Source organism: Candidatus Binataceae bacterium (genome assembly GCA_035308025.1).
Classification (GTDB): domain Bacteria; phylum Desulfobacterota; class Binatia; order Binatales; family Binataceae; genus JAJPHI01.
In genome coordinates this window covers 81283-103570 of record DATGHL010000029.1, presented here as the reverse complement: position 1 = coordinate 103570, position 22288 = coordinate 81283, and the positions used below count along the sequence as shown (strand labels likewise).

Here is a 22288-nt window from a genome sequence, read left to right as displayed (position 1 = left end):
AATGCCGCGATCACTGAAAAAAGGCCCGTTTGTAGATGCCAACCTGCAAAAAAAAGTCGATACTGCGGTGGCGGCCGGCGACAAGCGGATCATCCGCACCTGGTCGCGGCGCTCGATGGTAGTGCCGGACATGATCGGTTTGACCTTCGCCGTGCACAACGGCAACAAATTCATCCCGGTCTACTGCACTGAGAATATGGTTGGACACAAGCTCGGCGAGTTCTCGCCGACGCGGATCTTCCATGGCCATTCGGGTGATCGCAAGAGCGAAGTGAAATCATCAGCGGGAGCGCCGCGGGCGGCGGCCAAGGCGTAAGCGGCTCGCCGTCTCGATGGATTTGGCAGGGTTGGGAGCAAGGTGATGGAAGCGTTGTCGCGGATGCGTTTTGCGCGGATTTCGCCGCAGAAGCTGCGGCTCATCTGCGAGCTGGTGGCCGGCAAGCCGGTCGAGCAGGCGCTTTCGATTTTGCAATTCACGCCCAAAAAGGGCGCCAAGATGGTCTCGAAGACCCTGCTGGCGGCGATCGCCAATGCGCGCGATCAGCAGCAGGTCGACGAGGACCGGCTGTTCGTCAAGCGCGTCACGGCAGATACCGGGCCGACCTGGAAGCGCTCGATAAAGCGGGCGCATATGCATTCGACGCCGATTCTCAAACGCACGAGCCATCTGACGGTCGTGGTGGACGAACGGCCGAGCTGAGTCGCAACTGCCGTGAGATTGAAATCCGTGAGACAAAGCGAGCTTGAGTAGACGGCCGGATAAAGGATCGTATGGGGCATAAGACACATCCGCGCGGTTTGCGGCTCGGCATAATCGAGGGCTGGGATTCGAAGTGGTTCGCGACGCGCGAGTACACGACGTTGCTGCACGAAGATCTGAAGCTACGCGATTTCATCAAGAAGCGCCTCTATCACGCGGGCATCTCGCGGATCGAGATCGAGCGGATGGCGAACAAGGCGAAGGTGAATATCCATACGGCGCGGCCCGGGATCGTGATTGGAAAAAAGGGCGCCGAGATCGATCGGCTCAAGCTTGACGTGCAGAAGCTGATGAAGGGACGCGAGGCCTTTATCAATATCCACGAGGTCCGCCGTCCGGATCTTGATCCGCAACTGGTGGCGGAGAATATCGCTCTTCAGCTCGAGCGGCGCGTGGCGTTCCGGCGGGCGATGAAAGAGGCGGTGGTGCGCGCGATGCGGATGGGTGCGCAGGGGGTCCGGGTGCAGGTTTCCGGGCGCCTCGGCGGTACGGAAATCGCCCGCCGCGAGTGGTACCGCGAGGGCCGGGTGCCGCTGCAGACGTTGCGCGCCGACGTTGCCTATGGCTTCGCCGAGGCCAAGACGACTTACGGCATAATCGGCGTCAAGGCGTGGATCTTTCGCGGTGAGATTCTCACCCGTCAGGCGGAACTGGCCAAGCGCGGCAACGCGCAGGCCCATCAGAATTAGATTATTCGGGCGTGTTGCAGAGTATTTGAGGATCCGCGGCGATGCTGTCACCCAAGAAAGTAAAATGGCGCAAGATGCAGAAGGGGCGAGTGCGCGGCGCGGAATCGCGCGGCGTCGAGCTGGCCTTCGGCGATTTCGGCCTCAAAAGCACCGAAACCTGCCGCATCGACACGCGCGCGCTGGAAGCGGCGCGAATCGCCCTGACCCGTCATATCAAGCGCGGCGGCCGGGTCTGGATTCGGGTTTTTCCCGACAAGCCTTACACCAAGAAACCGGCGGAAACGCGCATGGGCAAAGGCAAGGGCAGCCCTGAGGGCTGGGTCGCGTGCGTGCGGCCGGGCCGGATTCTCTTCGAGATGGAAGGCGTGGACCGCGTGACGGCGCGCGAGGCGATGCGGCTGGCGGCGCACAAGCTGCCGGTCAAGACGATCGTCGTCGAGCGTGAGGGTGGAACTCATGGAGCTTGACGAGCTCAAGCAGATGAGCGCCGCCGACTTGCAGATGAAGGAGCGCGAGGTTCGTGAGGAGATCTTCCGGCTGCGGCTCAAGCTGCGCACGAATCAACTGGATAACGCGTCCAACTACCGCAAGGCGCGCAAGGAGTTGGCGAGGATCATGACGCTGATAACGCGCACTCGAACGGTGCAATCGCCGAATGCTGCCGGGTAGCTGGTCGGGTAAGACAGGTGAGCAGAAAGTCAGATAAGCAGGTTAGTCAGGTGAGCAGGTAAGTCATGCGGGAGCGGATCAAGCGGCGCGAGGGCACCGTCGTCGGGGCCAAGATGACCAAGACGGTGGTGGTCCAGGTGGACCGCCTGGTGCAGCACGAACTCTATGGCAAGCGCGTCAAGCGCCGCCAGCGTTTTCTGGCGCACGACGAAAAGAGCGAGTGTCACGAAGGCGATCGCGTGATGATCATCGAATCGCGTCCGCTCTCGCGGCTCAAACGCTGGCGGATAAGCCGCGTGCTCAAGCAGGCGGCGCGTTAGCACGCCAGCTGCGGATCGGGTGGATTGGAGAAGGATTTAGTACGCGATGGTGCAGATGCGGACGATACTGGGCGTGGCGGACAATTCCGGTGCGCGCAAAGTGATGTGTATCAAGGTGCTGGGCGGTTCGCGCCGGCGCTATGCGAGCGTGGGCGACATCATCGTGGTGGCGGTCAAAGAGGCAATTCCGAACGCCAAGGTCAAAAAAGGCGACGTGTCGCGGGCAGTAATCGTGCGGACGGCCAAGGAAGTGAGCCGCGACGACGGCAGTTACATCCGCTTTGACGACAACTCGGCGGTGTTGCTTGATAATCAGCACGAGCCGCTGGGCACGCGTATTTTTGGGCCGGTCGCGCGCGAGCTGCGCGCCAAGCGCTTCCTCAAGATCATCTCGCTGGCGCCGGAAGTACTGTAATGGCAGTCCTGTGAGAGAGGGGTTCATTGATGGCATCGGCGGGGATCAAAGCGGCGACAGTCAAGTCGCGGATTCGCAAGAACGACACCGTGATGGTGATCAAGGGGCGCGAGCGCGGCAAGACCGGCAAGGTCTTGCGGGTAGTGCCGGCCGAAAACCGCGTCGTCATCGAGCGGTTAAATCTGGTCAAACGCCATTCAAAGGCCCGTGGTCCGTCGAGCGCAGGCGGCATCGTTGAGAAGGAAGCGGCGTTGCAACTGGCGAATGTGATGATCATGTGCGAGCGCTGCAATGCGCCGGTGCGGATCGGAGTTAAGGTGACGGCGGACAAGGCCGCGGGAGACAAAGTGAAGACGCGAATTTGCCGGCGCTGCGGCGAGCCGCTCGGCAACGACTGAGCTGGCGAGAAATCGAGAAGAGCGGGCAGGTGACCAGAGACTTTTTGTGACGGAAGAAGACTAATGGCTGACGAGAAGAATCGCGAGCCGGGTGAGGCGAAAGCGAAGCGGCCCAAGAATCCGGGCGGAGCCGCGAGTCAGGGTGGTAAGCGCGGCAAGCCGCAAGCCGCCGAAGCGGCGGCGGAACAGGCGCCGCGCGCCCCGGAAGCGCCGCTGCCTGCGCGTTTGCGCGTGCGTTACGAGACGGAAATCGTGCCGGCGCTGATGCGCGAGCTCAAGATCGAGAATCGGATGCGGGTGCCGCGGCTGCAGAAGATCGTGATCAACATGGCGCTCGGCGAGGCGCGGGAGAACGTCAAGATCCTGGACGCAGCAACGGATGAATTGCGCCAGATTACCGGGCAGAAGCCGGTGATTACGCGCGCGCGCAAGGCGATCTCAAACTTCAAGCTGCGCGAAGGCATGCCGATCGGCGTGATGATCACGCTGCGACGCGAGCGCATGTGGGAATTCTTCGACCGCCTGGTCAATATCGCGATGCCGCGCGTGCGTGACTTCCGCGGAATCAGCGACAAGTCTTTCGACGGCCGCGGCAATTACTCGCTTGGGCTGCGCGAACATACGATTTTCCCCGAGCTCAACCTCGACAAGGTCGAGAAGGTCAAGGGCATGACAATTTCGGTGACGACGACGGCGGCCAGCGATTTCGAGGGGCTGACGCTCCTCAAAGCGCTGGGGATGCCGTTTCGGGGCGCCGGCGGCGAGGGCGCGGCGCGCGCAGCCTAGGGCTGGACAGGAACGGTACCGAACAGGAAGCAAATGGCGAAGAAATCGCTCAAGATCAAAGCGGCGCGGCCGCCGAAATTCAAGGTGCGCGCGTACAATCGCTGCCCGTTGTGCGGACGCTCGCGGGCTTTCTATCGGCGCTTCAAGATGTGCCGGCTGTGTCTCAGGAAGAATGCGCTCAAGGGCGCGTTGCCGGGCGTGATCAAGGCGAGCTGGTAGGAATTCCACATGGCACAGACTGATCCGATCGCAGAGCTGCTGACGCGAATCCGCAACGCGATGCGCGCGCGTTACAACAAGGTCGAGATCGCGCATTCCAAGCTGCGCGAAGCAATTTGCCGCGTGCTGGTGGCGGAAGGCTTTCTGGCCGGAATGGAGACCACCGGCGAAAGCTACAAGAAAAAACTCGTTCTCGGACTGCGCTACACGGCGTCGCGCGAGGCGGTTATCCGGGGGATTCAGCGAATGAGCAAGCCGAGTATCCGGCGTTACGCGGGAGCGCAGACGATGCCTCGCATCTCGGGTGGTATCGGACTTCATCTGGTCTCGACGCCGCTCGGTGTCATGACCGATCGCGAAGCGCGCCGCCGCAACGTCGGGGGCGAAGTTTTGCTCAAGGTTTGGTAAAAGAAGTTTTGGGAGAAGTCGGATTACTACGGGTTAGGCAAGAGTCAGGCAAAAGTTAAGACTAATGTCACGAATTGGAAGACTACCGATAGTGCTCGAGAAAGGCGTCAAGGCCGTGTTGGCCGATGGCGCCTTCAAGGTTGAAGGGCCGAAAGGCAAGCTCCAGACCCGCGTCGAGCCGGGGTTCACTTTCGATATCAGCGAACGTCAGGTAGTGGTGCAGCGGCCCGGCGATTCGAGCGGCGAGCGGGCGCGGCACGGTCTGATGCGCAAGCTGGTCGCCAACATGGCGGAGGGCGTGAGCAAGGGTTTTACGCGGGTGCTTGAAATTAACGGTGTGGGTTATCGGGCCGAGGCGAAGGGAACGAACATTAATCTGACGCTCGGCTACTCTCATCCGATCGTCTATCAGCTACCGCCTGGAGTTACGGCGAAGGTCGAGCGCCAGGTGCTAATCACGCTGGAAAGCGCTGACCGCCAGTTGCTCGGCACGGTGGCGGCGGAAGTGCGATCGCTGAGGCCGCCCGAACCCTACAAGGGCAAGGGCATCAAGTATTCCACCGAGACGATCCGGCGCAAGGCGGGCAAGGCCGCGGCGGGTTCGAGCGCCGGCTAGGCCGGGATTTGGGATTCGTTATGGCGATGAATCGGGCGGAAATGCGCGAGAACCGGCGAGGGCGAGTGCGTCGGCGGGTTAGGGGCAGCGAGGCACGGCCGCGCTTGTCGGTCTTCCGCTCGCTCCATCATATTTACGTGCAAGTTATCTCGGACGAGAGCGGCCGGACGCTGACCGCGGCGTCAACCGCCACGGCGAGCGTCGGCGAAGGGCTGAAGAGCAAGCGCGGCGTTGCTGCTGCGCAGGCGGTCGGCAAGGCGATAGCGGGTCTCTGCCGCGAAAAGGGTATCAACGAGGTGGTCTTCGACCGCAACGGTTTTCTGTATCACGGGCGGGTCAAGGCGCTGGCCGAAGCAGCGCGCGAGGCCGGCCTCAAGTTCTGAGCAAAGGCATTACCGGTACCGATCAGTCGGACTCACGATAGGAAGAAAAAACGGTGGCGCAAAGGATCGATTCGCAAGGCCTGGATATCAAGGAGAAGGTTGTTCATATCAATCGCGTCGCCAAAGTGGTTAAGGGTGGGCGGCGATTCAGCTTCAGCGCGCTGGTCGTCGCTGGCGATCAGAACGGCTTGGTTGGTTTTGGGATGGGCAAAGCCAAGGAAGTGCCCGAGGCGATTCGCAAAGGGGTCGAGAGCGCCAAAAAGAGCCTGATTCGGGTGCCGCTGCGCAATGGGACGATACCTCATCAGGTGCTGGGACATTTTGGCGCCGGCAAGGTGATGTTGCGGCCGGCGGCGGAAGGGACGGGAGTGATCGCTGCCGGTGGCGTGCGTGCGGTGGTCGAATTGGCGGGAATACGCAATATTCTCACCAAGCGGCTCGGCTCCTCGAACCCTCACAACCTGGTCAAGGCAACGCTCGAGGCATTGACGGAATTGCGCTATCCGGCTGATGTCGCCAAGCAGCGCGCGGTCGAGCCGGTTGTGGTTCTGGAACCTGCGCCCGTCGCGTAGGAAAAGTGCGTAGCGGAATTCGTTGAGCGAAAGCTTGGATAAATTGGATAGAATCGATGGCTGATACAATCCGCGTCAAGCTCGTGCGCAGTCCGATTGGAACGACTGACCGGGTACGTCAGACGATCAAGGGGCTGGGACTGGGGAAGGTTGGCACAGTGCGGACGCTCAAGCGCACGGCGGCGATCGTCGGGATGGTCAAGCGTGTCCCGCACCTGGTGAGCGTGCTGCCGCCCGGCGGCAACGGAGACGAAGTCGCGCGATGAAACTGAACGAACTCAAGCCGGCGGCCGGCGCCGTCAAGAAGAAGAAGCGCGTCGGACGCGGAATCGGCTCGGGACACGGCAAGACCTCCGGACGGGGCCATAAGGGACGCGGGTCGCGTTCGGGCGGGAACACTCCACCCGGGTACGAGGGCGGCCAGATGCCGTTGCAGCGGCGGATTCCCAAGCGCGGCTTCCGGCGCTTGCAAAAGGCTGCGGCGCGGCGCGAAGAATTCGCAGAAGTCAACCTCAAGCGGCTCGCGGTGTTCAACGACGGCGACGCGATCGATCCGGCACTGATGGCCGATCGTCGATTAGTTCGGATCGGGCTCAAGGTCAAGATTTTGGGTGATGGCGAGATCAATGGCCGCTTGACGGTACGCGCGCACGCCTTTTCCAAGAGTGCGCGCGAGAAAATCACTGCGGCTGGCGGCACGGCAGAATTGATAACGCAGCAACCGAGTACACAGGAGGCGGCTACGCAGGCGTAGAATGCTTGAAGGGGTCTCGAACGCTTCGCGCATCCCGGAGTTGCGCCGGCGGCTGCTGTTTACGGCGGCGATGCTGGCGGTGTACCGGCTGGGCGTGGCGGTGCCGACTCCGGGAATCGACGGGCAGGCGCTGGCGTCATTCTTCGATGCGGCCTCGAGTACATTGTTCGGCTGGGTGAATCTGTTCTCGGGCGGCGCGCTCCAGCGTTTTTCGGTCTTTGCACTCGGCATCATGCCGTACATCTCGGTCGCGATCATTCTCGATCTGATGAAAATCGGCTGGCCCTATCTTGACGAGTTGTATAAAGAGGGCGAGGCCGGGCGGCGCAAAATCAGCCAGTATACACGCTACGGCACGGTCGGACTGGCGGTCCTGCAGGGCAGCATGATCGCCTACGGACTTGAAAAAGTGCAGTCGCCTGGCGGCGGCAGCGTGGTTTATCATCCGGGCGCCTCCTTTATCGCGATGACCGTGATCACGCTCGTGGCGGGGACGATCTTCGTGATGTGGATCGGCGAACAGGTGACGGAGCGCGGGGTCGGCAACGGCATCTCGCTGATCATCATGGCGGGAATCGTGGCGCGGCTGCCGAGCGCACTCGGCACCACCGCGACGTTTGTTCGCGAGGGTGAGATGAGCATCTTTGTGCTCATTTTGATTCTGCTGGTGGCAATGGCGGTGATCGCATTGATCGTCTATGTCGAGACGGGTCAGCGGCGGATTCCGGTGAGTTATGCGCGACGCGTGGTCGGACGGCGAGTCTACGGCGGCCAATCCAGCCATCTGCCGTTGAAGATCAATACGTCTGGAGTGATACCGCCGATTTTTGCGTCTTCGTTGCTGGTTTTTCCGGCCACGATCGCGACCTTTGTGCCGGCGCTCAAACCGATCAGCACCTACATCACGCCCGGGAGCGCCGCATACAATCTCCTGTACGTCGCGCTGATCATCTTTTTTTGCTACTTTTATACAGCCGTAACATTTAACCCGATCGACGTTGCCGACAATCTGAAAAAGCATGGCGGGTTCATACCTGGGATTCGGCCGGGGCGGTTCACCGCCGATTACCTGGATCGGGTTTTGTCGCGGATTACGCTAGGAGGAGCGATTTACGTCAGCGCGGTCTGCGTCTTGCCGACGCTGCTGATCCAGCGTTTCAATGTGCCTTTCTATTTTGGCGGCACCGCGCTGCTGATTGTTGTGGGAGTTGCGCTGGACACGACGGCGCAGATTCAAACGCATCTGATCGCCCGCAACTACGAAGGGTTTATGAGCCGGCCGCCGCGCGGCGGCCGGAGAGGCCCTCGTGGCGGTCGCGCCGCCTGAGTGGCGGACGCAAGGGCGATCGGTTAAGGGACAAGCGCAGATGCGACTGGTTTTGTTGGGTCCGCCTGGAGCCGGCAAGGGCACGCAGGCACGAATGCTCGAAGGCGGGCTGCGGGTTCCACAAATCGCCAGCGGCGATTTGCTGCGCGCGGCGGTGCGTAACGGGACCGAGTCGGGCCTCAAAGCCAAGCGCTTCATGGATCGCGGAGAGCTGGTTCCCGACGATCTCGTGCTGGCGATGATTGGCGAGCGGCTAGATCAGCCCGACACGCGGGAGGGATTCATACTTGACGGCTTTCCACGTACGGTGCCGCAGGCCGAGACGCTGGCGCAGATGCTGAAAGTTCGCGGCGTAGCGCTCGACAAGGTGGTGGCGATTGCAGTACCCGACGCCGAGATCGTCAAGCGTATCTCGGGGCGGCGGACCTGCCGGAAATGCGCGGCGATGTACCACGTGATTTATGATCCGCCGCGCAATATGGAGATGTGCAACAAGTGCAACGGTGAACTTTATCAGCGGGACGACGACGCCGAAGATACGGTGAGGACGCGGCTGGAAGTTTATAATGAGTCGACGCGCCCACTGCTCGAGCATTACGCGAAGCTCGGTTTGCTGGCGGAAATCGACGGGATCGGGAGTCCGGCGGATATTGAACGGCGGATTCGGGACGCGCTCGGCGTAAAACTCGCGTGATCACGCTGAAGAACGCGGAAGAGCTGGTGCTGATGCGAACGGCGAGCCGAATCGTCGCGGAGGTGCTGGTGCAACTGGCGGCTGCGGCGAAGCCCGGAGTGAGCACGCTGCAGCTCGATCGTCTGGCGGAAGAATTGACGCGCAGCAAGGGCGCGCTGCCGGCGTTCAAAGGCTATAAGCCTCATACGGTGGAGTATCGCCATAGTCTGTGCGTTTCGATCAATGACGAGATTGTGCATGGAATTCCGCGAGCCGGGCGCAAACTCAAATCGGGCGACATCGTCGGGCTGGATTTCGGCGTCTCGTATGAGGGTTTCTTCGGCGACGCGGCGCGCACGATCGCGATTGGGCCGGTGTCGAGTGAGGCCGAGCGCCTGATGCGGGTGACGCGAGAGGCGCTTTACGCCGGGATCGAACAGGCGAGGACGGGCAATCGGATAAGCGACATCGCGCGCGCGGTGCAGCGGACCGCCGAGGAGGCGGGCTTTTCGGTGGTGACGGAGTTCGCCGGTCACGGGATCGGGCGCAAGCTGCACGAAGAGCCGCAGGTGCCGAATTATTTTCGCGCTGGGATGCCGAATCCGCGCCTCCAGGAAGGGATGGTGCTGGCGATCGAGCCGATGGTGAATCAGGGTACGCCGCATCTGGAGATTCTCGACGATGGCTGGACCGCGGTTACCGCCGACGGCAAGCTCTCGGCGCACTTCGAGCACTCGATCGCGATCACCGCGGCGGGTCCGGAGATTCTGAGCCAACTCAATTGAGCCAAATCTATTGAGTTGGCCAGTCATTTGAACGAGGCAATTTATGTCGAAGGGCGATGCAATTGAAGTGAGCGGGTCGGTGCAAGAGGCGCTGCCCAATGCAATGTTTCGGGTGACCTTAGAGAATGGCCACCGCGTGCTCGCGCATATCTCGGGCAAGATGCGCATGCATTACATCAAGATTCTGCCGGGCGACAAAGTCACAGTTGAGCTGTCGCCCTATGACCTGACGCGCGGGCGGATTACGTACCGGGTGCGCTAGGGTTTCGGGGCCAAGCACGAGTGGCAGGATAGAAGGACGAGCGCGAAGTGGCGAGCAGCAGGAAGTGAGATGAAGGTTCGGGCCTCGGTAAAAAAGATCTGCAAGAACTGCAAAGTGGTGCGCCGGCTCGGCGTCATCCGGATTTTGTGTTCGAATCCGCGGCACAAGCAGCGGCAGGGCTAACGGGAGGCGAATTCGATGGCGCGTGTTGCCGGAGTGGAGCTGCCACACAATAAACGCATGGAGATTGCGCTGACCTATATCTACGGCATCGGCCGTACCGCAGCGCAAAAGATCCTGGCGAAGGCGAATGTCGATGCCGCGCGGAATAGCGACGAGTTGAGCGCCGAAGAGCAGGTGCGCATTCGTAACGTGATCGACGCCGATTATGAGGTCGAGGGCGACCTGCGGCGCGATCATCAGCAGGCAATCAAGCGGCTGATGGATTTGGGCAGCTATCGCGGCATCCGCCATCGGCGGGGATTACCGGTGCGCGGCCAGCGGACCCATACGAATGCACGCACGCGCAAGGGGCCGCGCAAACTGGTAGCGGGCAAGAAGCAGGCGCCGCCCAAAGGCTAGCCGTTCGCGAACAAGTCGAGAGAAAAAGCTAAATGGCTGACGAGAACGAAAGCAAGGAAACGACGCCCGCTCCGGCCCCGGCCGAGGCTACTGGGACCCCGGCGCCGGCAGGCGCCGCAGCGCCCGCACCACGCCGCAAGCGGACCAAGCGCAGCGTGCCGGAAGGGATCGCGCACGTGCACGCGACTTTCAACAATACGATCGTAACGATCACCGACCATCAGGGCTTGGTGGTGGCGTGGTCGAGCGCGGGCTCGGTGGGCTTCAAGGGTTCGCGCAAAGGGACGCCGTTCGCTGCGCAGATGGCGGCGGAGGCGGCCGCCCGCAAAGTCGGGGAATACGGAATGCGTTCGGTAGTCGTGTACGTGAAGGGACCGGGGGGAGGGCGCGAATCGGCGGTGCGCGCGCTGCAAGCCACCGGGCTCAACGTGCAATCGATTAAGGACGTGACGCCGATACCACATAACGGCTGCCGGCCGCCCAAGAAGCGCCGGGTCTGATTTCCGGATCTGATTTTCGGGGTCTGACTAGAGCGCGGTCTGATTAGAAGTGCGGCCTGATTAGAAGTAAGGAGCGAAGAGCAAGGTGGCGAGAAATCTCGGTCCGGTCTGCCGGATGTGCCGGCGCGAAGGGCTCAAGCTCTTCCTCAAGGGTGAGCGCTGTTATTCGGACAAGTGCGCGATCGAGCGGCGCAATTATCCGCCGGGGGCGCACGGCCAGGCGCGCACGCGCTTTTCAGAGTTTGCGATCCGGCTGCGGGAAAAGCAGAAGGTCCGGCGCATCTACGGGTTGCTCGAGAAGCAGTTTGCCGGCTACTTCGCGAGCGCGGAGCGGATGGCGGGGATCACCGGCGAGAATCTGCTGGTGCTGCTCGAGCGGCGGCTGGACAACGTCGTCTACCGGCTGGGCTTCGCGAGTTCGCTGGCGCAGGCGCGGCAACTGGTGCGGCACGGGCATATCGCGATTAACGGCCGGACGATTACTATTCCGTCGCATCTGGTGAATGTAAGCGAGGTCGTCAGCATCGCGGAAAAGAGCCGGCAAAAGAAGGTCGTGGTCGAGGCGATCGAGCTGGCGCAGCGGCGCGGCGTGCCGCCTTGGATGACGCTCGAGCGCGAGCAGTTCCGCGGCTCGCTCAAAGCCCTGCCGGCGCGGGCTGATCTGACGATGCCGATCAGCGAAAAGCTGATCGTTGAACACTACTCGCGCTAGCAGCGCCGCGCATTGAGCGCGGCAAATTGGCGTTAGCCGCGGCAGATGCCGCGCGGGTGAAAATTATTGCACAGCGAATCCAAATTTTCGGCGGTTAAGATAAACAACTATGCATAACGATTGGCGTGACCTGATCAAACCCAAGACGGTCGAGTTTGAAGAAAAGGAGCTGACCCCGATGTACGGGCGCTTCTTTGCCGAACCGCTCGAGCGCGGCTATGGGATCACGATCGGCAACGCAATGCGCCGCATCCTGCTCTCCTCGTTGCCGGGCTTCGCGATCACCGCGGTACGGATCAAGGGCGTCCTGCACGAATTCTCGACGGTGCCCGGGGTCAAAGAGGACGTGACGGACATCATCTTGAACCTCAAGGAAGTCCGGCTGCGGCTGCACGAAGGTGAAGAGCTGACGGCGACGCTGAAGGCGAAGGGCGAGTCGGTAGTGACGGCGCGGGATATCACCGGCGGACCGAGCCTCGAAGTGCTGACGCCGAATCAGCATATCGCGACGCTCGATAAGGGCGCCGACTTCGATGTCGAACTGGTGATCAAGCGCGGGCGCGGTTACGTACCGGGCGAGCGCAGCGAGGACGAAGAGCCGATCGGGACGATTCGGCTCGACGCGATCTATGCGCCGGTTAAGCGCGCGAACTTCGTCGTGACCAACGCGCGCGTCGGTCAGCGTACGGATTACGACCGGCTGGCGCTCGAAATCTGGACCGACGGTTCGATTTCGCCGCGCGAGGCGCTGACCTATGCGGCGCGCGTGATGCGCGATCAGATGTCGATCTTCGCGGGCGTCGAGGAAGATGACGTCGAGGCCGTGGTCGGCGGCGCGGCGCCGAGCGACGCGCGTCCGGCGATCAATGAATATCTGTATCGCCCGGTTGAAGGGCTGCCGATCTCGGTGCGCGCCTTCAACGGATTGCAGAACGCCGACATCAAGTATATCGGCGAACTGGTCCAGCGCGCGGAGCAGGACATGCTGCGGATCAAGAATTTCGGCCGCAAGTCGTTGACGGAAATCAAGGAAGTGCTGACCGACATGGGGCTGTCGCTCGGGATGCGGCTGGATAATCTGCCGGCGCGCGGCGAACTCGATCGCATGTGGGAAGAGCAGGAGCGGCGCGAGTCCGCTTAGAATGCGCCCGAAGTGCAGCCAGAGATGAGGTTTTAATCAGATGCGTCACATGAATCAGGGGCGGAAGCTCAACCGCACGTCGGCTCATCGCAAGGCGCTGTTTCGCAACCTGGTGCTGGCCCTGCTAGAGCATGAGCGGATCAGGACCACGGATGCGAAGGCCAAGGAATTGCGGCGCTTCGCCGATCGCATGGTGACGCTGGGCAAGCGTGGCGACCTCGCCGCGCGGCGGCTGGCGTTCAACTTCATGCAATCGCGCGACGCCGTAAAGAAGCTTTTCGACGAGATCGCGCCGCGCTTCAAGGAACGCAACGGCGGCTATACGCGCGTGGTCAAGTTTGGTTTCCGGCGCGGCGACGCGGCGCCGCTGTCGATTATCGAATTCACGGGCACCTCCGAGCGGGCCGAGGCGAAAAAGCCGCCGAAGAAACGGGCGGCTCGCCGCGATCGTGTAATGGCGGAGCCGGCACGCGCTCGCGCCGCCGCCGGCTGAGCCAGGCGCATCATCTTTGAGTTCGTTGAACGGCGTCCTCGCGGGCGCCGTTTTAGTTTTACTAATTGTCGACGCAGAGCCCGAAAGTTGTGGGTAACGTCCACCGCGAGCGACCCTGCGCTCTGCTACAATGACGATACGTGAAAGGTGAAATAAACCAATGGCGAATGAACTGACCAAGCCCGAAAATTTTTTCATGAGCCGCTTTGGCATGAACGCGAATGCCTTCGAGCGGATTCTCGGCAACGCGCTCGAGCGCAAGGCGGATTATGCCGATCTCTACTTCGAGTACCGCAGCGCCGAGGGGCTGGGGCTCGAGGAATCGATGGTCAATCAGACCTCGAAGAGCGTCTCGCACGGCGTCGGGGTGCGGGTCTGTGCCGAGGATCGTACGGGCTACGCCTACTCCGACGAGGTCACAATCGATCGGATGAAGCTGGCGGCGGAGGCCGCCCGCGCGATCGCCGACGAGCGCGGCGCGACGCCGGCGGCGGTGCACCTCGGGCAGCCTGTGCCGCGCCATCATCTGTATGAGCTCGGTAGCACGCCGCTCGAAGTCCCGATCGAGGAGCGGGCGCGCCTGCTGCGTCAGATCGACGAGACCGTGCGTGCGCTCGATCCGCGCGTGCGCAACGTGATGGCGTCGTTCAGCTCCGAGCAGCGGATCGTGATGATCGTCAATAGCGAGGGGCAGCTTGCCGCTGATCTGCAGCCGCTCAGCCGGCTGAGCGTCAGCGTTATCGTCGAGGAGCAGGGCAAGGGCCGTCAGATCGGCTCCTTCGGCGGCGGCGGCCGGGTCGAATGGAGCTACTTCTTCGATCAGGAACGCTGGAAGGATTACGCGCTGCGCGCGGCGCGGCAGGCGCTGACGAACCTTGACGCGATCGACGCGCCGGCGGGCGAGATGGTGGTGGTGCTCGGACCAGGATGGCCGGGAATCCTGCTGCATGAAGCGATCGGTCACGGCCTCGAAGGCGACTTCAATCGCAAGGGCGTCTCGGCTTTCAGCGGTCGGATCGGACAGCAGGTCGCGACGCCGCTGTGCACGGTGGTCGATGACGGCACGATTGCGAATCGCCGCGGCAGCATCAACGTTGACGACGAAGGGACGCCAACCTCGCGCACGACGCTGATCGAAAAGGGCATCCTGCGCGGCTACCTGCAGGATCGGCTCAACGCGCGGCTGATGAAGATGACGCCGACCGGCAACGGCCGGCGCGAAAGCTTCGCCCACGCACCGATGCCGCGGATGACCAACACCTTCATGCTGCCGGGCGAATCGGCGCCCGACGATATAATCAAGTCGGTGAAGCAGGGGCTGTTCGCGGTCAGCTTCGGCGGCGGCCAGGTGGATATCACCAACGGCAAATTCGTCTTTTCAGCGAGCGAGGCCTACCTGATCGAAGACGGGCAGGTGACGCGGCCGGTCAAGGGTGCGACGCTGATCGGCAACGGTCCCGACGTGCTCACGCGGGTCTCGATGGTCGGCAATGATCTCGCACTGGACTCGGGTATCGGGGTTTGCGGGAAGGACGGCCAATCGGTGCCGGTCGGAGTCGGCTTGCCGACGATCCGAATCGACGGTCTCACGGTCGGGGGCACCCGCGCCTGAAACATTCGTTCGTGAACGCGTGCGAGTCTGCGGGCCGTCGCGACGCTGAGAGGTATTTACAGATGAGTCAGTTTGATCCGGCACTCGCCGAATGGGTGCTCGAGCAGGCGAGGAAGTGCGGAGCGACCGCCGCCGAGGTGTTGCTGGTGAGCGCGGAATCGCTCGCCGCGGGCGTGCGCATGGGCGAAGTCGAAAAGCTCAAAAGCTCGCGCGAGCGCCGGCTGGGGCTGCGCGTCTTCACCGGGCAATCGTCGGCGAATGCTTCTACGGCAGAGCTGGAGCGCGATTCGCTTAAGGCGTTCGTCGCCAACACGGTCGCGATGGCGCGGCTGACCGCGGCGGATCCGTGGGCTGGGCTGCCCGACCCGGCGCTCCATCCGCACGATTTTCCGGAGCTCGATCTGAGCGATCAGACGCACGGGATCGTCGGGGCCGACGCGGCGCTGAAGCTGGCGCGCACGGCGGAGCAGGCCGCGCTGGCGGTCGATCCGCGGATCAAAAACTCGGAAGGCGCCGAGTTCAGTTCGGGCCGCTACCAGGTGATGTTCGCCAACAGCCAGGGCTTCAGCGGCGCGTACGCGGGGAGCTCGTTTGGCCTCGGCGCTGCGCCGATCGCGCAATCGGACGACGGCCGGATGCAGCAGGGTTACTGGTCCACGGCGTCGCGCCACTTCGACCGGCTGGAAGCGGCGGAGGCGGTGGGCGTCACGGCGTCGCAGCGGGCGCTGCGGCGGCTGGGTGCGCGGAAGATCAAGACCATGCGCGCACCGATCGTCTTTGATCCGGAGATGGCGGCGTCGCTGATTCGCTCGATCGCGGGTGCGGCGTCAGGGCCGTCACTCTACAAGGGGGCGTCATTTCTCGCTGATCGCCTCGACACGGCGATCGCCGCGCCAACTGTCACTCTGCGCGACGACGGCCGGATGCAAGGCGGCCTCGGCTCGAAGCCCTTCGACGGCGAGGGTCTCGCGACCAATCAGAAGAATCTGGTTGAGAACGGTGTACTCAAAACCTACCTGCTCGATTCCTACTCTGCGCGCAAGCTCAAGCTCGCGCCGACCGGTAACGCGTCGCGCGGGGTGGGCGATTCGCCGGGCGTCAGTACGACCAATTTTTACCTGCAACCCGGCCGGCATACGCCCGACGAGATTATCGGGTCGGTGAAACAAGGACTCTACGTCACCGAGATGATCGGCTTCGGCGTCAACGGCGTGACCGGCGATTACTCGCGCGGCGCCGGCGGGATGTGGATCGAGAATGGCGAGCTCGCCTATCCGGTGCAGGAGATTACGATCGCGGGCAATCTCAAGGAGATGTTTTTGGCAATCGAGATGATCGGGAACGATCTGCGCTGGCGTTCCTCGACGGTCTCACCGACGATCAAGGTCAGCGAGATGATGATCGCCGGCGAATAAAGCCGGTCAACTTTCAGACGGCCAGGAGGAAGAAAAATGTTGTTCATGCTCAAAGCCCATATCGAAAAGCCCGCGCAGACCTCGAACAAGGAGTTCTACACGGTCTGGCGTCAGGAGGCGGAAGCCGCCCTGGGCGCGTTAAAGGCGGGTGCAATCAAGAGTATCTACAAGGTCGCTGGGGAGCCGGTGGTCATCGCGATTCTCGACCTGCCGTCGGCGGACGATCTCGATCACGCAATCGCGGGCCTGCCGATCTGGAAGCTCGGCTATTCGCATATCGTGGCGAAGCTCGAGATCACCGCGCTGCGGCCGTACGAGAATTGGGCCGAGGATCTAAAGCAGCTTTCCGCTTAGCGCCCGCAAAGCATCTCAGAGTGCGGCGAGATCGTGACTCGCGGAATCGGGCTTAGGAGCATCGGCCCGGACAGACTTGCTTTATCTCGTCACGACAGGAACCATAGACTGGATATTCGTCAATTTTCAAGGGTAGTGTGTGGGAGCTACTCTGTTCGCTATTGATGATATTGTCGCCTAAGCAGCCCGAACCGTCTCAAGCTTTCCTCCCATTCGGCGGCCCGATCTTTCGAATCGGGCGGTGATTGCCGTCAGTCAGAAATCAGCTGAGCTTAGGACATTCCCTCCCTGATGAGGAGGGAACTTCCCGATAAATACGCGGGTTTTGATCGGCCGGTCCGTTGCAATCATGATTTCGGCGATCTATAAGCGATATTGACCAGGATCGTACGAATGGTTTTTTAAAAGAATTCCACAAAGCGAAAGGAGAATTCTTATGAGCCTCAGACACTTGCCAGATCCCGTCCAATTTCCCGGGCTCAGACCTGGAGTGAGATTTGCCAACGGTGATGCGGGCACCTGACCAACCCACCATACGTGACTCGAAACCCTGAGTCGGGCTTCCCGTGAGGAAGCTGATAAATTATATGCAGAAATGGTTCAAGCAGACGTTGCAATGTTCACCGCAGTAAGCCATTATTTCGCCGGCGTTGCGCAAATTCATTCAACAAAACACAGTGACGATGAAAGTGGAGGATTTCGTAAGGCCGCTCCTACTTTTCAACGCGCTCTCGACCAGCTAGTTATAGTAAATGATTGTGAAGAGCGGATGCTGAAGATTGCTCAACCCATTGAGTACAGCGCTTACTATGTCCGCCGACATCAAGTTGCCCGTCACGGCACACAAGATTTTCGCCGTGGCCTTGAATTGATGGTCAAGGACCTATCCGACGGCTATTACCCTCTCAATGCTTTCAGCATGTTGAATCCTGTCTTGGCACGTCTGATGGCGGGGTGGGATTTGAACGCTCGGGTTGAAGGGTTGATAACGCGTCTCGAAAGAGCACAATCCAAGACACCTTAAGAGCTAATTGATTGACCAATGGAGGAGCAGCACAGGCCCTTTGGGCCTGAGGCCTCCTCCATTGCGTTCCGCGGCGGTTCGAACATAACGCTCTCCCGAGCCCGTTAGTGCTTCTGACCCCTTGCCTTGCGCTAAAAAGCGCATTCCATGGAGGGCCATGCAGTTGCTCCGACGCCGAGTGTTTTCACAGAGTACGATATCTCAAAACAGGTTCGTGATCTGAGCGCGCGCGGCGCCTGGAATCCGAAGAGATGTCGTCATTTTGGTTCCGAGCGGGCTTGTAAAGCTTAACGGCGCGCCGTTGCCGATGCCCGTAGGGGTTGCGGGCACGCTAGGAAAGATTACGCTTGCAACTCAATGATAGTTGCATGCGAGCAGCCCCTAAGTTTTTAGACCGAGTCGGCGGCTATTTCAGAGGGTGGCGAGGTCGCGGAAAAAATTCGGATAGGTCTTGGCCACGCAGCCCGGATTGGTGATGCGTACGCCCGCGACTCGCAGTCCGGCGACGGCGAACGCCATCGCGATCCGATGGTCGTCGTAGGTTTCGATCGTCGCGGCGTGCAGAGTTGAGGGCGCGATTCCGAGGCCGTCGTCAAATTCCTCCACCGCCGCGCCCAGCCGGCGCAGCTCTGTCGCGAGCGCGCGGATACGATCGCTTTCGTGATGGCGAATAAAGCCGACGCCGCGAATCCGCGTCGGCGACGAGGCAAACGGTGCGATTGCCGCGAGCGTCGGCACGACGTCGGGCATCGTGTTCATCGTTACGTCAAGGCCGCGGAGTTCGGCGCCGCTCGCGACCTCTATCGCGCCGCCGCGCCGCACGACGCGAGCGCCCATCCGTTCGAGCAGTGCGAAAAATCCGCTGTCGCCTTGGAGCGAGTCCGCCTCGAGTCCGCGGATCGTCACCACCCCGCCGGCGACGACCGCAGCCGCGGCGAAGTAGCCGGCCGCGGTCGCGTCCGGCTCGACGCTGAATTCCATTGGCTGGTACTGCTGTCCACCCGCAACGACGATTGTGTCGTCGCGCATCGTGCTGTGCGCACCCCAACGCTCCATCAGCCGGGTCGTCATCGCGATAAACGGATGAGCGGTCTCGCCGCGCACCGTGAGTCGCAAGCCGCGCGGCCAGCGCGGCGCCGGCATCAGCAGTGCCGAGACGAATTGAGACGAGAGGCTGGCGTCAATCGTCGCTTCACCGCCGGCGAAGTGCGCACCGCTCATGTCGATTATGATGGGCGGACGGTCGTCGCGATTCGCGCTCGAGGCCGCGACACCCAGGGCGCGAAGCGTTTCGAGCAGCGAGGCGATCGGCCGCTCGCGCATCCGCACGCTGCCGTCGAGGCGATAGCGGCCGCGTCCGAGCGTCACGAAGCCGGCGAGAAAGCGCATCGCGGTGCCGGCGTTGCCGGCGTCGAGGTCGGCGGCGATCGCGGGAATCCTGCCGGCGCGGCCGAAAACGGTAATTCTGCGCTGCGGCGCGTCAGTCTCGACCGCAAACCCGAGCGCTTGCAGCGCCGCGGCCATGCGGGCGGTATCGTCGCTCAGCAGCGCGCCTTCGATCACTGATCGCCCATCGGCCATCGCAGCGAGGATCAGCGCGCGATTCGTGATGCTCTTGGAGCCGGGCGGCGTCACGCTCGCGTTCAATGGCCGCGTCAGCGGAATTATCTCGATCTCTCTCAATGGCACAGCACTTAACTCTTATTTGCTTCTTTTATCGTTGGCGCTGACTCGCTCCAACGGACTCAAGTTAGCAAATTCGCGGGTATTCTGATGCAGTGCCGGGTGTTAAGTTGAAGTACAAGCTGAATGGAGGTTCATTCAGGTATGGAGCTGAGCCTTGCAAACCTCGATATCATCGACCCGGATCTCTATATCGAACGCGGCTACCCGCACGCCGAGTGGGCGCTGCTCCGCCGCGAGGCGCCGGTTTTCTGGTACCAGCGACCGCAAGTCGCGCCGTTCTGGGCGATTACCAAACACGCCGATCTGATCGAAGTCTCGCGCCAGCCTGAGCTTTTCAATGAGCTTCCGGCTGAACGCCAGCGGCTCTTCATCTTCAAGGAAGAAGATGGCCAGGAAGCGCTGGATGAACCGGTGCTGCGCCAGCTCCTCAACATGAATCCGCCCGAGCACGGCAGCTATCGCGCGGTGACCAATCGGCGCTTCACCCCGCGCGCGATCGAGCAGTTGCGCACGCAGATCGAGGAGGTCACCGCCGAAGTGCTTGACAGCGTGGTTGATCAGACCGAGTGCGATTTTGTCACCGAGCTGTCGGCGAAGCTGCCGCTCGCAGTGATTTCCGAGATGTTCGGGATCCCGCGCTCCGATTGGCCCCTGATGTTCCGGCTGAGCAACGAGATGATCGCGCCGACCGATCCGGAGTTCGCGGGCAGCACGAAGTTCCGCGAGATGATCCAGGGCGCGCAGATGGAGTTTTTCCAGTATTTCAGCGGGCTCATCGAGGACCGCCGCAAAAACCCGCGCGCCGATCTCGCCACCGCGCTCGTACAGGGCAAGGTCAACGGCGAACCGCTGCCGGTCTTTGAGCTGATGTCCTACTTCGCGCTGCTGATCATCGCGGGTAACGAGACCACCCGCAACGCGATTACCGGCGGCCTCGCCGCGCTCATCGAGCATCGCGAGGAATGGGCGCGGCTGCGGCGCGAGCCGGCCCTGCTGGCCTCGGCGGCCGATGAGATAATCCGCTGGACTTCGCCGGTGATCCAGTTCACGCGGCTCGCGACGCGCGATACGGTCCTGCACGGCCAGAAGATTCGTGAGGGCGAGGTGCTGGCGCTGTTCTATCCCTCCGCCAACCGTGACGAAGAGGTCTTCGCCGAGCCGTTCAAGTTCGACATCACGCGCAATCCGAATCCGCAGATCGCCTTCGGCATCGGCGAGCATTACTGCCTGGGCGCCAACCTCGCGCGGATGGAACTGCAGATCATGTTCCGCCAGCTCACCGAGCGGCTTGAGGCGGTCGAGCTCAATGGCCCGATCCAGCGGATGCGTTCGAGCTTTGTCGGCGGCATCAAGCACATGCCCATTCGCTACCGGATGCGCGCCCGCCGCTAGCGAAGCGGAGCGGAGCGAGCAGGCGAGTCTGCGAGCTGCGTCAAGATTCAACAGCCTCCTAGAAGAACCAGTTCGATTCTGCCGACGGGCCGAAGAGCGCGCCGATGAAGTGTTCGAGCTCGAAGTTGAACTTCATGATGACGTGATCCGAGCCGCGCGTGAGGCCGATGCCCGGTCCAACGTTGTACTCGAGTCCGTGCGGCAGCTCGCCCCAGACCACCGGGAAAATATAGTGCTGCTGATTGTGCAGCGGGGCGTTGTCATCGATCAGCCCGACGCCGCCGTAAAACTCCAGGCCCGGAGAGATAGCGCGCAGGGAGCGATAGTAGGCGCCGCTGACATAGCCGAACTCGAAGCCTTGACGCCGTCCGGCGCCAGCCAGCGATTTCTCGAAGATCGGATTGACTATCAGCGCCAGCGCTCCGTAGTCCTTCTCGATAATCGGGCGCAGTTCGAGTTCCAAATCCGCGTCATCGAACTGCGGGGTATGATGCCATTCCAGCTCGGCGTACCAGCCCAGCTCGAGCGGTAAGGTTTCCTCGTCAAACAGCCGGCCGCGCAGCCTGTATTTCGACCCGGAGTACCAGAAGCCATGACCGGAAACCTGCGCCGTGGTCAGATAGGCCGCCGCTTCGATACGATCGGTCAGCCCGTAGGTCAGCTCGATCGCCGAACGATACATTGCCTGACTGGCGAACGCGCCCGCCGACGTGCCATTGAACCCGGTGCTGTGGCCATTGGCGATGACGCTGTTGAGCGCTTCAACTTCGAGCACGCCACGGCCCTCAGTGGCGTACGGATAAACCTCGAATTCCCAGGGATCGACTTGCGCCGCCGCGCGGCTCGCATAGATCGCGCAGCTCGCCATGACCGCGGCAATTGCCAGCCCGGCTTTCGCACTCGCGTTCATTTGGCGACAATCGAGCCCTCGGGAATGTCCTGATGAAAGTCGTCGTAAAAGTCGTAACGTCCTGCACCCAACGCAGGCAGATGCACCATCGCGGTCTCGCCGGGCGTCACCGCTTTTTCGCGGTTGAGCTTAAAACTCTCAAACTCGATGGTCTCGTTGCTTGAATTCGCCACCTTGATAATCAGCGGCTGGCCTGCGGTAACCGCCAGGGTCTGCGGAACGAAGTGATAATCCTGAAAGCGAATCTCATAAGTGGCGTCGGCGGCGCTCGCGGGGAGCGCGCCAATTGCGAGCAGACTCGCGCCAGCCGCAAAGATGAAAAGCTTGAACTTGAGCGTCATGAGCCTCAGATGAAATTGAGAGTGATTCTCAAAATCGACCGCCTTTATCTCAAACCCGCCGAACATTGTCAACCGTACCGGCGGTGAAAA

The 22288-nt window shown here is 61.7% G+C and carries 33 protein-coding genes and 1 pseudogene; 31 read left to right on the top strand and 3 right to left on the bottom strand.

What is annotated here, in order from left to right:
* Window position 1: 1 nt before the first annotated feature.
* From rpsS to VKS22_08565, 30 genes and pseudogenes are all read left to right on the top strand, one after another.
* Window positions 2-316, top strand: a complete 315-nt coding sequence (rpsS, locus tag VKS22_08710; GenBank protein ID HLW70691.1) for a 30S ribosomal protein S19 — start codon at window positions 2-4, stop codon at window positions 314-316.
* Between the two features lie 45 nt (window positions 317-361).
* Complete coding sequence (rplV, locus tag VKS22_08705) at window positions 362-700, top strand: 50S ribosomal protein L22 (protein HLW70690.1); 339 nt, start codon at window positions 362-364, stop codon at window positions 698-700.
* A 71-nt stretch (window positions 701-771) separates the two neighbouring features.
* Window positions 772-1449: a 30S ribosomal protein S3 gene (gene rpsC, locus VKS22_08700; GenBank protein ID HLW70689.1), complete on the top strand. Its 678-nt coding sequence runs from the start codon at window positions 772-774 to the stop codon at window positions 1447-1449.
* A 41-nt stretch (window positions 1450-1490) separates the two neighbouring features.
* Window positions 1491-1916, top strand: coding sequence for a 50S ribosomal protein L16 (gene rplP / locus VKS22_08695; protein HLW70688.1), 426 nt, complete (start codon window positions 1491-1493; stop codon window positions 1914-1916).
* Window positions 1906-2118 carry a 50S ribosomal protein L29 gene (gene rpmC / locus VKS22_08690; protein HLW70687.1) on the top strand — a complete coding sequence of 71 codons (213 nt, stop codon included), beginning with the start codon at window positions 1906-1908 and terminating at the stop codon, window positions 2116-2118. Before rplP ends, rpmC begins: the two co-directional genes overlap by 11 nt.
* A gap of 65 nt (window positions 2119-2183) precedes the next feature.
* Window positions 2184-2438 (top strand): 30S ribosomal protein S17, encoded by a 255-nt coding sequence (rpsQ, locus tag VKS22_08685; protein ID HLW70686.1) that lies wholly within the window; start codon window positions 2184-2186, stop codon window positions 2436-2438.
* A gap of 46 nt (window positions 2439-2484) precedes the next feature.
* Window positions 2485-2853 carry a 50S ribosomal protein L14 gene (rplN, locus tag VKS22_08680; GenBank protein ID HLW70685.1) on the top strand — a complete coding sequence of 123 codons (369 nt, stop codon included), beginning with the start codon at window positions 2485-2487 and terminating at the stop codon, window positions 2851-2853.
* 29 nt (window positions 2854-2882) lie between these two features.
* Window positions 2883-3251, top strand: coding sequence for a 50S ribosomal protein L24 (gene rplX / locus VKS22_08675; GenBank protein HLW70684.1), 369 nt, complete (start codon window positions 2883-2885; stop codon window positions 3249-3251).
* Between the two features lie 213 nt (window positions 3252-3464).
* Window positions 3465-4037, top strand: coding sequence for a 50S ribosomal protein L5 (gene rplE, locus VKS22_08670; protein ID HLW70683.1), 573 nt, complete (start codon window positions 3465-3467; stop codon window positions 4035-4037).
* A 33-nt stretch (window positions 4038-4070) separates the two neighbouring features.
* The gene (locus VKS22_08665; protein ID HLW70682.1) at window positions 4071-4256 is read left to right on the top strand and encodes a type Z 30S ribosomal protein S14; all 186 of its coding nucleotides are present in this window, start codon (window positions 4071-4073) and stop codon (window positions 4254-4256) included.
* Between the two features lie 9 nt (window positions 4257-4265).
* Entirely contained in the window at window positions 4266-4664 is a 399-nt protein-coding gene (rpsH, locus tag VKS22_08660; GenBank protein ID HLW70681.1) for a 30S ribosomal protein S8, read from the top strand.
* A gap of 64 nt (window positions 4665-4728) precedes the next feature.
* The gene (gene rplF / locus VKS22_08655; protein ID HLW70680.1) at window positions 4729-5280 is read left to right on the top strand and encodes a 50S ribosomal protein L6; all 552 of its coding nucleotides are present in this window, start codon (window positions 4729-4731) and stop codon (window positions 5278-5280) included.
* 26 nt (window positions 5281-5306) lie between these two features.
* Window positions 5307-5663 (top strand): 50S ribosomal protein L18, encoded by a 357-nt coding sequence (gene rplR / locus VKS22_08650; protein ID HLW70679.1) that lies wholly within the window; start codon window positions 5307-5309, stop codon window positions 5661-5663.
* A 53-nt stretch (window positions 5664-5716) separates the two neighbouring features.
* The gene (gene rpsE, locus VKS22_08645; protein HLW70678.1) at window positions 5717-6235 is read left to right on the top strand and encodes a 30S ribosomal protein S5; all 519 of its coding nucleotides are present in this window, start codon (window positions 5717-5719) and stop codon (window positions 6233-6235) included.
* Window positions 6236-6291: 56 nt separating this feature from the next.
* Window positions 6292-6501: a 50S ribosomal protein L30 gene (gene rpmD / locus VKS22_08640; protein ID HLW70677.1), complete on the top strand. Its 210-nt coding sequence runs from the start codon at window positions 6292-6294 to the stop codon at window positions 6499-6501.
* Window positions 6498-6989, top strand: a complete 492-nt coding sequence (rplO, locus tag VKS22_08635) for a 50S ribosomal protein L15 (protein ID HLW70676.1) — start codon at window positions 6498-6500, stop codon at window positions 6987-6989. Before rpmD ends, rplO begins: the two co-directional genes overlap by 4 nt.
* Window position 6990: 1 nt before the next feature.
* Entirely contained in the window at window positions 6991-8316 is a 1326-nt protein-coding gene (gene secY / locus VKS22_08630) for a preprotein translocase subunit SecY (GenBank protein HLW70675.1), read from the top strand.
* A complete protein-coding gene (locus VKS22_08625) occupies window positions 8297-9010 on the top strand; it encodes an adenylate kinase (protein ID HLW70674.1) in 714 nt (237 codons plus the stop codon). Before secY ends, VKS22_08625 begins: the two co-directional genes overlap by 20 nt.
* Complete coding sequence (map, locus tag VKS22_08620) at window positions 9007-9774, top strand: type I methionyl aminopeptidase (GenBank protein HLW70673.1); 768 nt, start codon at window positions 9007-9009, stop codon at window positions 9772-9774. The genes VKS22_08625 and map overlap by 4 nt, the downstream gene beginning before the upstream one ends.
* 43 nt (window positions 9775-9817) lie before the next feature.
* Window positions 9818-10036, top strand: a complete 219-nt coding sequence (gene infA, locus VKS22_08615; GenBank protein ID HLW70672.1) for a translation initiation factor IF-1 — start codon at window positions 9818-9820, stop codon at window positions 10034-10036.
* Between the two features lie 69 nt (window positions 10037-10105).
* Complete coding sequence (gene rpmJ, locus VKS22_08610; protein HLW70671.1) at window positions 10106-10219, top strand: 50S ribosomal protein L36; 114 nt, start codon at window positions 10106-10108, stop codon at window positions 10217-10219.
* A 15-nt stretch (window positions 10220-10234) separates the two neighbouring features.
* Window positions 10235-10618: a 30S ribosomal protein S13 gene (gene rpsM / locus VKS22_08605; GenBank protein HLW70670.1), complete on the top strand. Its 384-nt coding sequence runs from the start codon at window positions 10235-10237 to the stop codon at window positions 10616-10618.
* 32 nt (window positions 10619-10650) lie between these two features.
* Window positions 10651-11118 (top strand): 30S ribosomal protein S11, encoded by a 468-nt coding sequence (gene rpsK, locus VKS22_08600; GenBank protein HLW70669.1) that lies wholly within the window; start codon window positions 10651-10653, stop codon window positions 11116-11118.
* 85 nt (window positions 11119-11203) lie between these two features.
* On the top strand, window positions 11204-11830 hold the full coding sequence (gene rpsD, locus VKS22_08595) for a 30S ribosomal protein S4 (GenBank protein HLW70668.1): 627 nt from the start codon (window positions 11204-11206) through the stop codon (window positions 11828-11830).
* 109 nt (window positions 11831-11939) lie between these two features.
* Complete coding sequence (locus tag VKS22_08590) at window positions 11940-12971, top strand: DNA-directed RNA polymerase subunit alpha (GenBank protein ID HLW70667.1); 1032 nt, start codon at window positions 11940-11942, stop codon at window positions 12969-12971.
* 40 nt (window positions 12972-13011) lie between these two features.
* A pseudogene (rplQ, locus tag VKS22_08585) lies at window positions 13012-13353 on the top strand (50S ribosomal protein L17).
* 271 nt (window positions 13354-13624) lie between these two features.
* Window positions 13625-15076 carry a metalloprotease TldD gene (gene tldD, locus VKS22_08580; GenBank protein HLW70666.1) on the top strand — a complete coding sequence of 484 codons (1452 nt, stop codon included), beginning with the start codon at window positions 13625-13627 and terminating at the stop codon, window positions 15074-15076.
* Window positions 15077-15138: 62 nt separating this feature from the next.
* Window positions 15139-16491, top strand: a complete 1353-nt coding sequence (locus VKS22_08575) for a TldD/PmbA family protein (protein HLW70665.1) — start codon at window positions 15139-15141, stop codon at window positions 16489-16491.
* Window positions 16492-16527: 36 nt separating this feature from the next.
* Window positions 16528-16845 (top strand): muconolactone Delta-isomerase family protein, encoded by a 318-nt coding sequence (locus VKS22_08570; protein HLW70664.1) that lies wholly within the window; start codon window positions 16528-16530, stop codon window positions 16843-16845.
* Window positions 16846-17440: 595 nt separating this feature from the next.
* Window positions 17441-17869, top strand: coding sequence for a hypothetical protein (locus VKS22_08565; protein ID HLW70663.1), 429 nt, complete (start codon window positions 17441-17443; stop codon window positions 17867-17869).
* Window positions 17870-18280: 411 nt separating this feature from the next.
* Here VKS22_08565 and aroA read toward each other — a convergent pair whose 3' ends face one another.
* Window positions 18281-19558, bottom strand: a complete 1278-nt coding sequence (gene aroA / locus VKS22_08560) for a 3-phosphoshikimate 1-carboxyvinyltransferase (GenBank protein ID HLW70662.1) — start codon at window positions 19556-19558, stop codon at window positions 18281-18283.
* Between the two features lie 138 nt (window positions 19559-19696).
* On the opposite strand from aroA, the gene VKS22_08555 reads away from it, so the two are divergent.
* On the top strand, window positions 19697-20947 hold the full coding sequence (locus tag VKS22_08555; protein HLW70661.1) for a cytochrome P450: 1251 nt from the start codon (window positions 19697-19699) through the stop codon (window positions 20945-20947).
* 58 nt (window positions 20948-21005) lie between these two features.
* Here VKS22_08555 and VKS22_08550 read toward each other — a convergent pair whose 3' ends face one another.
* Both VKS22_08550 and VKS22_08545 read right to left on the bottom strand, forming a co-directional pair.
* Window positions 21006-21857 (bottom strand): hypothetical protein, encoded by an 852-nt coding sequence (locus VKS22_08550; protein HLW70660.1) that lies wholly within the window; start codon window positions 21855-21857, stop codon window positions 21006-21008.
* Entirely contained in the window at window positions 21854-22198 is a 345-nt protein-coding gene (locus tag VKS22_08545; protein ID HLW70659.1) for a cupredoxin domain-containing protein, read from the bottom strand. Before VKS22_08545 ends, VKS22_08550 begins: the two co-directional genes overlap by 4 nt.
* Window positions 22199-22288: the final 90 nt, after the last annotated feature.